Genomic DNA, 14,614 nt, shown 5'->3' with positions numbered 1-14,614 from the left:
ACCTATGGGGTATTTTAGAGCTGAAAATCATACTCAGACGGGAATAAGCATGATCCAGACGGGATTAATGGCCGGAATAGCCCAAAAACAGATAAAATACCCCCCATGGGAATCTAGAAGTCAGCATGTTTTCTTAAATGGGAATCATGATGCCCCATGGGTGCCTAGACGGGAATACGTTGCCTTTAGACAGGACTAACAGGAAGAGCATAAAAAAATCCCCCAAAGTCAACGGGTCTGCTTAAATAGTGTGCCTAAAACTCACAAATGTATTTTCAACCCCCGCTTAAAACCTATGGGGTATTCTTGTGCACTCAGACGGGATTAACAATTTAAGAGATATACTTTCATATAAACTGCCTCACCACGCAGCATGCTTGTGTAGGAATGAATCTAACTATTCAGGAACAGTAAAAAAATACCCTTTTCGTAGGAAATAAAACTTCTAGGGAGACATACACGATTGAATGGGTAACATCATAGATTGATATAGGCTAAAAAACCAATTATTAGTTAGAAAATTCAAAAAATAGTATACAATAGTTGGTTTATGGGAAGAATGGAGGGTACGGGAGGTGGAGATGTTGGATACAACAGCGGCCAAGCAATTGCCAGAGGAACTGTGTGTGGTTTGTGACAGGTATAAAGAATATGGCATCCGTCTATATACATCATATCTTTGTATAGATTGTGAAAAAGAGATAATCTCTACAGAAACTTCAGATCCGAAATATAAGTATTATTTAGAACAGCTTAAAAAAGTTACTTCTTCATAAATACCAGACGATGTTCTTACATAGGACATCGTTTTTTTTATCCAAATTGTTACGTATACATCAGGCATTTCATCATTTAGTTTGCTAAAATAAAGCTAGACTGATGACAGGGAGATATAAATGAATCAAAACGATGCGCCAATCTATCAAGCTTTAATCAATCATAAAGAAAAAGGCACGGTTTCTTATCATGTACCGGGTCATAAAAATGGATATATTTTTGAAGAATCGGCTCAAGAGGTTTTTCAACGAATTTTAGAGATAGATGTCACTGAATTAAATGGCCTCGATGATTTACATGCAGCAGAAGGTCCTATCCTTCATGCTGAAGAGCTGCTAGCAGATTTCTATCACGCTGCAAACAGCTATTTTTTGGTGAATGGTTCGACTGGCGGGAACTTAGCTATGATTATGGCTGTCTGTGAAGAAGGGGATACAGTTCTTGTGCAGCGTAATTGTCATAAATCAATTATCCATGCTCTAAGGCTGGCCAATGTAAATCCAGTATTTATTACACCGTCTTTTAATGAAGTATGGGGCGTAGCTGGTGGTGTTAAGGCAGAACATATATATAAAGCAATTGATATGTACCCTTGTGCACGTGCATTGATTCTGACGCATCCTACCTATTATGGGGAGGCACAATCAATCAGAGGGATTATCGAAGCTGCACATAATAAAGAAATCCCGGTGCTGGTGGATCAAGCGCATGGGGCTCATTTTGGTCTGCCTGGGTTCCCGGAGAGTGCTGTGGAAGCTGGAGCAGATATAGTGGTACACTCAGCACATAAAACGCTTCCTGCAATGACAATGGGGTCTTATCTGCATGTTAATAGTAAGCTGGTAAATAAAGAAGAGCTGGACTATTATCTTCAGGTCTTTCAGTCAAGCAGCCCATCCTATCCTATTATGGCATCACTTGATTTGGCTAGGGTCTACTTAGCTTCTTTTAATCATGCGGACACTGAACACCTACACAACTCTATTCGAAAGTTTCGTGAGTCATTGAGTAGAATTCCTGGGTTAAAGGTTATGGAAAATGATGATAGCCTAAAAGTTACTCTTCATTCTGAACAAATACCAGATGGTTTTCAATTTCAGACTGTACTTGAGGATTATGGGATTTATACAGAGCTGGCGGATACGGAGAATGTGTTACTAGTCATCCCGTTGCTTAAAGCTAACATGGTTTATCCTTTTACAGAGACTATTGATCAAATCAATCTTGCGTTAAATGGGAAGGAGATGGTCAAAAGGTCAGCATCACTCCCTGGCTTTGTAAATGATCATCTTTTTAGCACACTCTCCATGAACTATAAGGAGATGAAGAAGCTGCCGAAAAGATCAGTCCCTTTTAAAGAGTCCGTAGGTTATGTATCAGCAGAAATGATTATTCCTTATCCTCCTGGCATCCCGCTGATTATGGCTGGAGAAATGATTACGGCCGAAAAGGTTGCCTATCTTGAGAAACTAAGGAATAAAGGTGGACGATTCCATGGGGGGACAGTACTTTCCCGCGGCCTTTTATTGGTATATGGATAAACTCTTAAAAGACGAAATAATAGTGTATACTAATATGATATACACTGGAGGTAACGTGCAATGAAACAAGGAATATTTATTACAATAGAAGGTCCTGAAGGGGCTGGAAAAACTACCGTATTAAAGCTTATTGGAGAGTCTCTTAAAAACCTAGGTTTAGATGTGGTGTTGACTAGAGAACCCGGGGGCATCCCAATAGCAGAACAAATAAGAGAAGTTATCTTAAATAAAGAAAATACAGCAATGGATGGCCGGACCGAGGCCTTATTATATGCAGCAGCTAGAAGGCAGCATCTAATTGAAAAGGTGGTGCCTGCACTAAATGCAGGGAAGATTGTTTTGTGTGACCGTTTTATTGACAGTTCTTTGGCTTATCAAGGATATGCAAGAGGCCTAGGCATCGATGAGGTGTATTCAATTAACCAATTTGCTATTGAAGGGTTAATGCCTCAACTGACTATTTATTTCGATATTGAGCCTGCTGAGGGGCTAAAACGGATTAAAAAAAGCGGCATACGAGAAGTGAATCGTCTTGATTTAGAGGAATTACAGTTTCATGAGAAGGTAAGAGACGGGTATAAAAAGGCGATCGAACGCGAAAAAAGTCGATTTTTTGTGGTTGATGCCAGCTTACCGATTGAGCAAGTATCAGAAGCAGTAAAAGAAAAAATACTATTCGTTTTAAAGAACAATTAAAATAGATTTCATGGTAAAATAAAGATAATTTTACCATGACCCAATAAGAAAATTGGTATAATGGATTACAGGTAAAAATTAGGATTGAACGGAGGATGATAAGAATGAAAATGATTATTGCCATTGTTCAAGATAAAGACAGCAACGGCTTGTTAAGTAAGTTGGTTGATAACAACTATAGGGCAACAAAGCTTGCCAGCACAGGAGGATTTTTAAAGTCCGGAAACACGACCTTTATGATTGGTACGGAGGATGAACGTGTGGATCATGCTTTAAAAATCATTAAGGATAACTGTGAGTCGCGTCAACAGCTCATTGCGCCTGTATCACCTATGTCCGGAAACGCTGATTCATATGTTCCCTATCCAGTAGAAATTCAAGTGGGCGGAGCGGCAGTTTTTGTCTTGCCAATTGAACAATTTCTTCAATTTTAAGATAAAATGTTAAAAAGAAGATCATAATAGGTATTTTTAATTAAGATGTAAGTGAGTTGATTGTTTTGGTAACTTGGGAAGAGATGAGTGAGATACAACCGCAGATTACGACCATGCTGCAAAATAGTATGGTAAAGGGTCGTGTCGTCCATGCCTACCTTTTTGAAGGGGAAAAGGGGACAGGAAAGAAAGAAATGGGAATGCTCTTGGCAAAGGCCCTGCTCTGCCTGGACCCAACAGAAAGTCGTCTTCCATGTGAACAATGCCGTAACTGCAAAAGAATAGAGAATGGAAATCATCCGGATGTCCATGTACTTGAACCAGAGGGGCTTTCCATAAAGAAGGAACAGATTAAAAATCTTCAAGAGGAATTCTCGAAGAAGAGCGTTGAAGCAAACTTTAAAATTTATCTAATCGATAAAGCAGATAAGATGTCTGTACAAGCTGCAAATAGTCTCTTGAAATTCCTTGAAGAGCCGCCTAAAGATACAGCAGCCATTTTACTGACAGAGCAAATGCAGCGTTTATTGCCAACTATCTTGTCCAGATGTCAGATTCTCTCATTCAAACCTTTATCACGTATCCATTTACAAAAAAGGCTGATGGATCAAGGGGTGAACGAACAAAACTCTTCCATAATATCTCATTTGACTCATAATTATGTAGAGGGAATGGCGTTAAGTTCGGAGGAATGGTTTGCACAAGCCCAAAAAATAGTGGTAAGATTGTATGAAGTGATAAAAACAGATTCGCTGAAAGCATTATTATACTTGCAGCAGGATTGGTTTTTACACTTTAAGGAAAGAGACCAGCTAGATAGAGGACTAGATTTGTTATTTCTTATTTATAAGGATTTACTATATATTCAGTTGGATAAGCGAAACCTGGTTGTTTTTCAAAATCAAATGCAAGAATTGGAGTCTCACGCTCTCCATCTTTCTCAGAAACGCCTAGCCGATTATATGGGTGCGATTTTGGAAGCAAAAAGGAAGCTGCTTTCCAATACAAATCCACAACTGTTAATGGAACAGCTTGTGCTGAATTTGCAGGAGGGATCATCATTTGTATGATGTTGTAGGCGTACGCTTTAAAAAAGCGGGCAAAATATACTATTTTGATCCGGGTGAAATCAACATACCTAAGGACGAGTTTGTAATTGTCGAGACAGTTCGCGGCGTTGAATATGGTAAGGTAGTCACAGCCCGGAAACAAGTAGATGACCATGATGTTGTTCTGCCATTGAAGAAAGTACTGCGAGTAGCAGATGCAAAGGACAGGTTGATTGTAGAAGAAAATAAAGCTGCTGCAGCTGAAGCCTACGAAACTTGCTGTGTGAAAGTAGAAGAACATCAACTTGATATGAAGATGGTTGATGTTGAATATACATTTGACCGAAATAAAGTCGTATTTTATTTTACAGCGGACGGCCGAGTTGATTTTCGTGATTTAGTAAAAGATCTTGCGTCAATATTCCGAACTCGTATTGAACTTCGTCAAATTGGTGTCCGAGATGAAGCCAAGATGCTTGGTGGAATTGGTCCTTGCGGCAGGATGCTGTGCTGTTCTACATTTTTAGGTGATTTTGAGCCGGTATCAATCAAAATGGCAAAAGATCAAAATCTATCGTTGAATCCAACGAAGATATCCGGTCTATGCGGCCGATTGATGTGCTGTTTGAAATATGAAAATGAAGAGTATGAAATTTCAAAGGAAATGCTTCCAGACTTAGGTGAGGTAATTAGTACACCTAATGGAAAAGGCAAGGTAGTGGGGCTAAATATTCTAGAACGAGTGCTCCAGGTTGATTTAGTCGGGCAGGACCGAGTATTAGAGTATACGTTAGATGAGATTCTAAACGAGGGAGCCGTTTCTATTCAAGCCACAGATTGATTAAGGTGGTGGGAGAGCGTGGATAAAAAAGAAATTTTTGAGTCAGTTACAAATATGGAGGCTCAAATTGGTCAATTATACACTCAACTTGGCGAATTAAAGCAGCATTTAGCAGAAGTGCTGGAAGAAAATCAAGGATTAAAGATTGAGAATGAACATTTAAGATCTCGATTTGGCACTGTTACACAAAAAAACATAAAAGAAAAAGGTAAAACTAAGAACCTAAAAGCCGAAAGCATGGAAAAGGCATTGGATATAGGGGAAGGTTACGATAATTTGGCCCGTATCTATCAAGAGGGCTTCCATATTTGTAATCTTCACTTTGGTAGTCTTCGTAAAGAAGGCGATTGTCTTTTCTGTTTATCTTTTTTAAATAAAAAATAAAATGAGGCCTTTCCCTTTTAAGGGAAGGCTTTTTCTTAAGAATAGATTTTTATTGTAAATCGTACATCACAGAGGAGGCGAGAGAGTGGTTGAATTAGTTGGAGATGAACGTCTAGACTATCTCTTAGCAGAACAAATGAGAATTATCCAGAGTCCGTCTGTTTTTTCTTTTTCATTAGATGCTGTTTTATTATCGAAATTTGTCAGTGTACCTATACAAAAAGGAAAAATAGTCGATTTATGTTCAGGAAATGGAGTTATTCCACTGTTATTGAGCACGAGGACAAAAGGAAAGATTATAGGTGTAGAGATACAAGAGCGGTTATTTAATATGGCAGAGCGCAGTATTCGCTATAACAAACTTGAAGAACAAATTAGCATGCGTCATAGTGATATAAAAGAGATCGCTAAGGAAATTGGGTATAGCAAATATGATGTTGTAACATGCAACCCGCCTTATTTCCCAACGCCATCACAGGAAGAAATTAATAAAAACGAGCATTTTGCAATTGCTCGTCATGAAATCCTTTGTTCATTAGAAGATGTAGTTCAGACGAGTTCAAAGCTTCTTAGACAGGGCGGCAAAGCAGCATTTGTTCATCGGCCAGGCAGGCTAATGGACATCCTAAGTTCAATGAGAGCAAACCGAATTGAACCGAAGCGAATTCAATTCGTTTATCCTAAACCGGGAAAAGAAGCGAATATGCTGTTGATTGAAGGCATTAAAGATGGGAGTCCAGATTTAAAAGTCCTTCCCCCATTATTTGTGTATGATGGTCAGGAATATACGCCTGAAGTCAAAAGGATTTTATATGGAGAAGAATGAACACTTTTTTTATGTGTTGAAATGTAGAGATGACACTTATTATGCCGGATATACGAATAATGTCAGTAAACGAGTAAAGGTTCATAACGAAGGCAAGGGAGCAAAATATACCCGTGGACGTACGCCGGTTGAACTCGTTCATGTTGAAGGTTTTCCTACAAAAACAGAAGCAATGCAAGCTGAGTATCGGTTTAAACAATTATCGAGAACGGAAAAAGAAAAAATTATTTTGAAGGAGAAGTGACCTAGAGATGCAGCAGCAGAAGAGTTTTGCTAAAGAAGGAGCCGAGGCGGCGTTATACTTAGTACCCACACCGATTGGCAACTTGGAGGATATGAGTTTTCGGGCGTTACGTATTTTAAAAGAAGCAGATGTGATTGCTGCTGAGGATACAAGAAACACACGAAAGCTATGTAACTATTTCGAGATTGAGACACCGGTTATCAGCTACCATGAACATAACAAAGAAACGAGTGGAAGACAGATTATTGAACAGCTTCAACGCGGACAAGTTGTAGCACTTGTCAGTGATGCAGGGATGCCGACTATATCGGATCCAGGCTATCGTCTTGTTCAGGACGCGATTGAAGAGAACATAACCGTGATCCCTCTGCCAGGAGCCAATGCAGCATTGACGGCTTTAATTGCCTCTGGTATAGCCCCTCAGCCCTTTTACTTTTATGGATTCTTACAGCGCAGTTCAAAGGATAAAAAGAAAGAGCTTGAAAAACTAAAAAAAATTGAGTCGACTTGGATTCTTTATGAATCACCGCATCGTTTAAAAGACACCTTAAAAAGTATGCTTGATGTACTAGGTGACAGGAATATTGTTCTTTGCCGAGAACTGACAAAGAAATTCGAGGAATTTATTCGAGGCACATTGAGCGAAAGTTTAAAATGGGCAGTTGAGAATGAGATAAGAGGAGAATTTTGTCTCATAATTGAGGGAGCTTCAGAGCAAGAAGAATCTTCAGAAAGCCTTTGGTGGGAAGGGTTGGCAATTCATGAGCATGTTCAGCACTATATCGACCAAAAAGATTTGCGAACTAAAGATGCCATTAAACAAACAGCAGTTGATCGTGATGTGCCAAAGAGGGATATTTACCAAGCTTACCATGTAGACGAATAAGTAACGTTTCAGACATGACAAAACGAATTATAGTAAAAAGGCCGATTCCAAAGAAGGAATCGGCCTAGAATGTATATTATTTTGTTACAAAGTTTTCTTGGATTTCTTTCATCAATGTTTCTGCACCTTCACGGCTAAGGATTAGTTTTCCTCCAGCAAGTGTTAGGTTATTATCAGATACTTCACCTGTAACTTGGCAAGTCATGTTAGGCTTGTATTTTTTAAGATAATTTTTTCTTCATCAACATAAATTTCTAATGCGTCTTTTTCAGCGATGCCTAAAGTACGACGTAGTTCGATCGGAATAACCACCCGTCCTAATTCGTCAACTTTACGTACGATTCCTGTAGATTTCATAATTTTAAATCTCCTCTCAGAATAATCTAGACCCTTTATCTCTATCTTTTTCGTCATTATTCGACAATATTTTTTATAAATATAATAATACCAGCCATTCCCAAATGCGTCAATGATTTATTTTTAATGTTTTTTAAAAATGAAATATTGGAGTGTAAATGCGGTTATATCAAGGGTTTTAATCTGTGTATAGGTTATGTCGAAGGGAAAGAAGCGAATGGGTTAAATATGAATATGGTATACATAATCATCGAATAGTCAATAAATTAAAAGAATAATCGACAAAATAAGACAAAAATCAACATTCATAAAAGTAGTTTTCAATGATTGTTTTTTATAGTATACGACTAAATGACAATAAGTTACAAAATATTAGTCTCCGATTGTTAAATAATGAGCAATTAGATGGAGAAGGTATATATTATTGATTAAGGAGGTAATCTTTTAGATAGGTTAAAAAATGTCTTACAATAGGAAGTAGTTATGTAGAAGTGGTGGTTGTCTAGATGAAATGATAATAATTTGCGATGATTTATATTCGCTCTTACTATAGATAAGGTAAAATAGGAATAGTAGTATGTAAAATGGATATAGTTTCTTTCATTCTTACATCAATGATTTTAGGAGGGAAAACACACATGCAAGATAAGTTAAACACCTTTTATATTACCACCCCGATTTATTATCCAAGCGGAAATTTACATATAGGACATGCATATACAACAGTAGCTGGAGATGCTATGGCGCGTTATAAGCGGATGCGTGGATTCGATGTTATGTATTTAACAGGAACGGATGAGCATGGTCAGAAGATACAACGTAAAGCAGCCGAAGACGGTGTTACTCCTCAAGCGTATGTTGATAATATTGTGGATGGAATTAAAGTACTGTGGGATAAGCTTGATATTTCTTATGATGATTTCATTAGAACAACAGAAACCCGTCATAAAAAAGTAGTTGAAAAGATTTTTAAACAGCTCCTTGATCAAGGGGACATCTATTTAGATCAATATGAAGGCTGGTATTGTACGCCGTGTGAATCTTTCTTCACCGACCGGCAAGTTGAAAATGGAAATTGTCCAGATTGCGGAAGATCTGTAGAGAAAGTAAAAGAAGAGTCCTACTTCTTTAGAATGAGTAAATATGTAGATCGCCTGCTTGCGTTCTATGAAGCTAATCCTGAGTTTATACAGCCCGAATCTGGTAAAAATGAAATGATTAATAATTTTATCAAACCCGGTCTAGAAGATTTGGCTGTATCAAGGACAACTTTCGATTGGGGTGTCAAGGTCCCAGGGAATCCCGAGCATGTTATTTATGTCTGGATTGATGCATTATCTAACTATATTACCGCTCTTGGTTATGGTACTGATGATGATTCCAAATATTTAAACTACTGGCCGGCAAGTGTGCACTTAGTTGGGAAGGAAATTGTTCGTTTCCATACGATTTATTGGCCGATTATGTTAATGGCATTGGATCTTCCATTACCTAAAAAGGTATTTGCTCATGGTTGGTTATTAATGAAGGATGGGAAAATGTCAAAATCAAAAGGAAATGTGGTTGATCCCGTAACTCTCATTGATCGTTATGGACTTGATGCACTTCGTTACTACCTACTTCGCGAGGTTCCATTTGGTTCTGATGGAGTCTTTACTCCCGAAGGTTTTGTAGAACGTATTAATTTTGATTTAGCCAATGATTTAGGCAACCTCTTGAACCGTACTGTTGCCATGATTGACAAGTACTTTGACGGGGTTATTCCTGTTTATACAGGTTCTAACAGTACATTTGACCAGTCCTTACTGCAATTAAATCAAGAGACCATCAAAAAGTATGAAGAGGCTATGGAAAACATGGAGTTTTCAATTGCTCTTTCTACGATTTGGCAGCTTGTCAGCAGAACAAACAAATATATTGACGAAACACAGCCGTGGGCCTTGGCTAAGGATGATGCGAAGCGGGAAGAGCTTGGTACAGTAATGGTTCACCTGGCAGAGTCGCTGCGCAGAATCGCTATTCTTCTAAAACCATTCTTGACAAAAACTCCAGAAAAGATTTTTGCTCAGTTAAATATTACGGATGATTTGTTGAAAACCTGGGAAAGTTTAGAGGAATTTGGTCAAATACCTGCTGATACGAAAGTCGCTAAGGGAAATCCAATTTTCCCTCGTCTTGAGATGCAAGAAGAGATTGATTACATTAAGAAACAAATGCAAGGCAACGAGCCTGAAGTCGAAGAGAAGAAAGAATCAGTTATTGAAGAAATCCCTGAGGTAGATGAGATTACGATTGATGACTTCATGAAGGTTGAACTGCGCGTGGCGGAAGTACTAGAAGTGGAACCTGTAAAAAAAGCGGATAAACTTCTTAAACTTCAGTTGGATCTTGGTTATGAAAAACGTCAAGTTGTCTCAGGAATTGCCCAATACTATAAGCCGGAAGAATTGGTAGGAAAAAAGGTAATCTGTGTAACAAATTTAAAACCAGTTAAACTTCGCGGTGAGCTTTCGCAAGGAATGATTTTAGCTGGGAGTTCAGATGGAAAACTATCTGTAGCAACAGTGGATAATTCGCTCCCTAATGGGGCAAAAGTTAAATAAGGAAAGTATAAAAAAGCATAAGAATGTTTCATAAGAAACATTTTTATGCTTTTTTAATGTTTCAACTGTCATCAAATTGATATATAAATGTGAAACATGAAGGTAGTTGCTTTTAAATAGACTTAAATGAGAAAGGAAGAAATAGATGTTATTTGATACGCATGTGCATTTAAACGATGATCAATTTAAAGAAGATATTGAAGAGGTTATTAAACGAGCTCAGGAAGCTGGAGTTTCAAGCATGGTTGTGGTTGGATTTGATCGCGCCACGATTACGAGGGCAATGGAATTAATAGAGGAATATGCTTTTATTTATGCAGCAATCGGCTGGCATCCGGTCGATGCTATAGACATGCAGGACGAAGACTTAGCTTGGATTGAAGAGCTATCGTCTCATCCGAAGGTTGTTGCAATAGGAGAAATGGGGTTAGATTATCACTGGGATAAATCGCCTAAGGATATTCAAAAAGAGGTCTTTAGAAAACAAATTCGTCTAGCAAAAAAGGTGAAGCTGCCGATTGTCATCCATAATAGAGAGGCGACCGCTGATATTGTAGACATACTAAAAGAGGAACATGCCGAAGAGGTCGGGGGCATTATGCACTGTTTTAGCAGCAGTCCTGAGGTTGCAAAAGAATGCCTCGATATGAATTTCTATATTTCTTTAGGAGGTCCCGTCACCTTTAAAAATGCAAAAAAACCAAAAGAGGTCGCGGTAGAGGTTCCCCTTGATAAACTATTGATTGAAACGGATTGTCCATATCTTGCCCCGCACCCTTATCGCGGAAAACGTAATGAACCTGCCTATGTGAAATTAGTAGCAGAACAAATTGCTGAATTGAAAGGGTTGACGTTTGACGAAGTTGCTGCTGCGACAACTGAGAATGCAAGGAAACTATTCGGCATTAATTGACAAGGTTTCTTGTCAGGAAAACACTAAGGTTGTCCGGACGGACGGTATCCCCGTCCGTTCTACAAAACCTTCTCTTTTGGTAGAATAATGCTGTCGATAAGTCTTTCTTTTCAATGGTTAGGAGAGTGTGCATAATAGGAATTACTTTCCAAACTAGGTGTGAATAGGTTGACATCTCGGTATTTGTCTCTATATAATCACCGAGAGAAGGAGGAGTTTTCATTATTTTAGAAACTATGAAAAACCTAATTCCCAAGTCTTTTGGGAGAAAAAGAAGAGTTGTTGCGATCAGTTTGACGATTACGGTTGCTGCTGCACTAGGAATACTAATTTATCAAGGAACAAAACATACGGTTTTATTAACTTTGAACGGCCAGACTCAAACGGTGTCAACACATGCTCGTACTGTACATGATATGTTAAAAGAATTAGAGATTACTGTTCATGCTGAGGATTACCTGCATCCTTCAAAAGAAAGTGAAGTCAATGATAATTTGGCTGTTACTTGGGAAAAAGCGAAGCCTGTCAGTATTGATCTGAACGATGAAAAAAAGGAAATCATGACTACGGCTAAAACAGTTGAAGAACTATTACACATGCAGAAGATTGATATTACGAAGTGGGACAAAGTGAATCCATCTTTGGAAACAGAGCTGCAGGAAAACATGAAGATTGCTATCGAAAAAGCCTTTCCACTAAAGTTGGAAGTAGGCGGTATTGAAAAGCAAGTGTGGTCGACTTCGACTACGGTCGCTGACTTTTTAAAACAACAAGATGTAAAGCTCAATAAATGGGATCGAGTTGAGCCGAAATTATCGGAAAGAGTTCAATTAAAGAACAAAATTACCGTCATTCGCGTTGAAAAAGTCACCGATGTAGTTGAAGAACCAGTTCAGTTTGCTGTAATTACAAAAGAAGATGAGAACCTGGATAAGGGAAAAAAGAAGATCTTAACCAAAGGCAGAGATGGTCTCGTTTCCAGACAGTATGAAGTAATAAAAGAAAATGGCAAGGAAGTCAAACGTTCACTTATTTCAGAGGCTGTCCGGACCAAAAAGAAGGATAAAGTGGTCGCTGTAGGAACAAAAAGAGCGATTACACAAGTATCCCGGGAGTCAAATGAAGGAAAAGTTCTATATGTGTCATCTACGGCCTATACAGCGAGCTGTAATGGTTGTTCGGGGAGGACGGCAACAGGTATTAATCTTAAACAAAATCCGGGAGCTAAGGTCATTGCAGTTGATCCTAGAGTCATTCCACTTGGTTCCAAGGTTTATGTTGAAGGATATGGCTATGCGATTGCTGGTGATAAAGGCGGAGCAATTAAAGGGAATAAAATTGATGTTTTCTTTGCTTCTAAATCAGATGCCTATCGATGGGGCGTCAAAAAAGTTAAGATTAGAGTAGTAAATTAAATTTAGAAGTGGGAGATTGCCTATCTCCTGCTTTTTTGCGTTATAATGGTACGTACAACAATGGACATAGTAATAGAATAAGCGGCCGCCGATTGAAAAGGCGCCTTTAATAATAATGACGATCGTATGAATGAATTAGGTTCATTCATTTGGAGGGTACTATGGATAAAATTAAAGAAATCATAGTCGTTGAAGGTAAAGACGACACAGTAGCTATCAATAGAGCGGTTATCGCGGATACCATTGAAACAAATGGGTCAGCTATTAATGAATCCGTATTGCAGCAAATACAGCACGCCCAGGATACACGTGGTGTGATTGTGCTTACTGATCCTGATTTCCCTGGTCAGAAAATCAGAGGTATCATCACTGATCGGGTCCCAGGGTGCAAGCATGCGTTTATTACAAAAAAAGAAGGCCAGCCAAAATCAGGCCGGGGTATTGGGGTAGAGCATGCAAGTCCTGCTGTTATTAGGAAGGCGTTGAAGGGTGCTCAAACCACAAACGAACAAGCTGTAGAAGAGATTTCTCTACAGGATCTTTTTGACGCAGGTCTTATTGGCGGCAAAGGTGCCAGAGAAAGAAGAGAACAGATTGGCCAGATACTGAAGATTGGTTTTACTAATGGTAAACAATTGTATAAACGGTTGAAAATGTTCCAAATCACACAAGAAAAATTTGCAGAGGCAGTCACGCAGGTTAAACAGGAGGAAAAAGATGCATAAAGATATCGCAACCCCGCTTCGGACAAAGGAAATACTAAAAAAGTACGGATTTTCCTTTAAAAAAAGCCTTGGCCAAAACTTTTTAATTGATACGAACATTTTAAAGCGAATTGTCGAGCATGCTAATTTGACAGAAGAAAGTGGAGCAATAGAAATTGGACCCGGTATCGGTGCACTGACAGAACAGCTTGCAAAGGTTAGTAAAAAGGTAGCCGCATTTGAAATTGACCAGCGACTAATGCCAATCTTAGCTGATACACTTTCACCTTATGATAATGTGGCCATCATCTATGAGGATATCTTAAAGGCTAACGTTGAGCAGGCCATTGAAGAACATTTTAATGGGATCGATGATTTAATGGTTGTGGCGAACCTTCCGTATTATGTGACAACACCAATCATTCTAAAATTATTAAATGAAAATCTGCGTATACGGGGTATCGTTTGTATGCTTCAAAAAGAAGTAGCAGCACGTATTTCAGCAAGTCCAGGTACCAAAGAGTACGGCTCGCTGTCTATTGCTATTCAGTATTACACAGAAGCTGAAATGGTCATGATTGTTCCGAAAACAGTCTTTATGCCGCAGCCAAATGTAGATTCGGCAGTTATTAGATTGACCAAACGTGCTAAACCAGCTGTGGAAGTAATGGATGAAGAGTTTTTCTTTACTGTGACTAGATCATGCTTTGCACAAAGAAGAAAGACGATTCTTAATAACTTAACAAGTCAGCTTCCTGAAGGGAAATCAAAAAAAGAGCAGATCTTACAGGCGCTGGAACAAGCAGGTGTCGATCCTTCTCGTCGAGGAGAAACTTTGACAATTGCTGAATTTGGACTCTTGAGTGATGCATTACTACCGACATTTAAATAGATAGACCAAAAAGCAGGCTGTTCTGGGATTTCCAGACCAGCCTGCTTTTTTA

16 protein-coding genes and 1 pseudogene are annotated in these 14,614 nt (G+C 38.7%); 16 read left to right on the top strand and 1 reads right to left on the bottom strand.

The window, feature by feature from the left end:
* From WYK_RS25680 to rsmI, 11 genes are all read left to right on the top strand, one after another.
* Positions 1-199: hypothetical protein (locus WYK_RS25680; protein ID WP_235782507.1), on the top strand; the 199-nt coding region annotated here is incomplete at its 5' end.
* Positions 200-581: 382 nt separating this feature from the next.
* Positions 582-776, top strand: a complete 195-nt coding sequence (locus WYK_RS13525) for a sigma factor G inhibitor Gin (protein WP_051387511.1) — start codon at positions 582-584, stop codon at positions 774-776.
* A 120-nt stretch (positions 777-896) separates the two neighbouring features.
* Positions 897-2,318 (top strand): aminotransferase class I/II-fold pyridoxal phosphate-dependent enzyme, encoded by a 1,422-nt coding sequence (locus tag WYK_RS13520; protein WP_040375006.1) that lies wholly within the window; start codon positions 897-899, stop codon positions 2,316-2,318.
* 60 nt (positions 2,319-2,378) lie between these two features.
* Complete coding sequence (tmk, locus tag WYK_RS13515; protein WP_040375005.1) at positions 2,379-3,014, top strand: dTMP kinase; 636 nt, start codon at positions 2,379-2,381, stop codon at positions 3,012-3,014.
* A 104-nt stretch (positions 3,015-3,118) separates the two neighbouring features.
* The gene (locus WYK_RS13510; RefSeq protein ID WP_040375004.1) at positions 3,119-3,448 is read left to right on the top strand and encodes a cyclic-di-AMP receptor; all 330 of its coding nucleotides are present in this window, start codon (positions 3,119-3,121) and stop codon (positions 3,446-3,448) included.
* 83 nt (positions 3,449-3,531) lie between these two features.
* Positions 3,532-4,518 carry a DNA polymerase III subunit delta' gene (gene holB, locus WYK_RS13505; RefSeq protein WP_040375013.1) on the top strand — a complete coding sequence of 329 codons (987 nt, stop codon included), beginning with the start codon at positions 3,532-3,534 and terminating at the stop codon, positions 4,516-4,518.
* On the top strand, positions 4,511-5,338 hold the full coding sequence (locus WYK_RS13500; RefSeq protein ID WP_040375003.1) for a PSP1 domain-containing protein: 828 nt from the start codon (positions 4,511-4,513) through the stop codon (positions 5,336-5,338). Before holB ends, WYK_RS13500 begins: the two co-directional genes overlap by 8 nt.
* An 18-nt stretch (positions 5,339-5,356) precedes the next feature.
* Positions 5,357-5,722, top strand: coding sequence for a DNA replication initiation control protein YabA (yabA, locus tag WYK_RS13495; RefSeq protein ID WP_040375002.1), 366 nt, complete (start codon positions 5,357-5,359; stop codon positions 5,720-5,722).
* A gap of 85 nt (positions 5,723-5,807) precedes the next feature.
* Positions 5,808-6,548 (top strand): tRNA1(Val) (adenine(37)-N6)-methyltransferase, encoded by a 741-nt coding sequence (locus WYK_RS13490; RefSeq protein ID WP_040375001.1) that lies wholly within the window; start codon positions 5,808-5,810, stop codon positions 6,546-6,548.
* Positions 6,535-6,792, top strand: coding sequence for a GIY-YIG nuclease family protein (locus WYK_RS13485; protein WP_040375000.1), 258 nt, complete (start codon positions 6,535-6,537; stop codon positions 6,790-6,792). Before WYK_RS13490 ends, WYK_RS13485 begins: the two co-directional genes overlap by 14 nt.
* Positions 6,793-6,799: 7 nt before the next feature.
* Positions 6,800-7,678, top strand: coding sequence for a 16S rRNA (cytidine(1402)-2'-O)-methyltransferase (gene rsmI / locus WYK_RS13480; RefSeq protein ID WP_040374999.1), 879 nt, complete (start codon positions 6,800-6,802; stop codon positions 7,676-7,678).
* A 76-nt stretch (positions 7,679-7,754) separates the two neighbouring features.
* Here rsmI and WYK_RS13475 read toward each other — a convergent pair.
* Positions 7,755-8,035: pseudogene (locus tag WYK_RS13475) on the bottom strand (AbrB/MazE/SpoVT family DNA-binding domain-containing protein).
* A gap of 638 nt (positions 8,036-8,673) precedes the next feature.
* Here WYK_RS13475 and metG point away from each other — a divergent pair.
* The 5 genes from metG to rsmA all read left to right on the top strand — a co-directional run bounded on the left by metG (position 8,674) and on the right by rsmA (position 14,562).
* Positions 8,674-10,638 (top strand): methionine--tRNA ligase, encoded by a 1,965-nt coding sequence (metG, locus tag WYK_RS13470; RefSeq protein ID WP_040374998.1) that lies wholly within the window; start codon positions 8,674-8,676, stop codon positions 10,636-10,638.
* Positions 10,639-10,783: 145 nt separating this feature from the next.
* Positions 10,784-11,551 carry a TatD family hydrolase gene (locus WYK_RS13465; RefSeq protein WP_040374997.1) on the top strand — a complete coding sequence of 256 codons (768 nt, stop codon included), beginning with the start codon at positions 10,784-10,786 and terminating at the stop codon, positions 11,549-11,551.
* A 293-nt stretch (positions 11,552-11,844) separates the two neighbouring features.
* Positions 11,845-12,966: a ubiquitin-like domain-containing protein gene (locus tag WYK_RS13460; RefSeq protein ID WP_328286291.1), complete on the top strand. Its 1,122-nt coding sequence runs from the start codon at positions 11,845-11,847 to the stop codon at positions 12,964-12,966.
* Between the two features lie 161 nt (positions 12,967-13,127).
* Complete coding sequence (gene rnmV / locus WYK_RS13455) at positions 13,128-13,691, top strand: ribonuclease M5 (RefSeq protein WP_040374995.1); 564 nt, start codon at positions 13,128-13,130, stop codon at positions 13,689-13,691.
* On the top strand, positions 13,684-14,562 hold the full coding sequence (gene rsmA / locus WYK_RS13450; RefSeq protein WP_040374994.1) for a 16S rRNA (adenine(1518)-N(6)/adenine(1519)-N(6))-dimethyltransferase RsmA: 879 nt from the start codon (positions 13,684-13,686) through the stop codon (positions 14,560-14,562). Before rnmV ends, rsmA begins: the two co-directional genes overlap by 8 nt.
* The last annotated feature ends 52 nt before the right edge of the window (positions 14,563-14,614 follow it).

The organism is Peribacillus psychrosaccharolyticus ATCC 23296, from assembly GCF_000305495.1.
GTDB classification, from domain to species: domain Bacteria; phylum Bacillota; class Bacilli; order Bacillales; family DSM-1321; genus Peribacillus; species Peribacillus psychrosaccharolyticus.
Note: the sequence above shows the minus strand (reverse complement) of the source record. Positions and strands in the feature narration are given on the sequence as shown.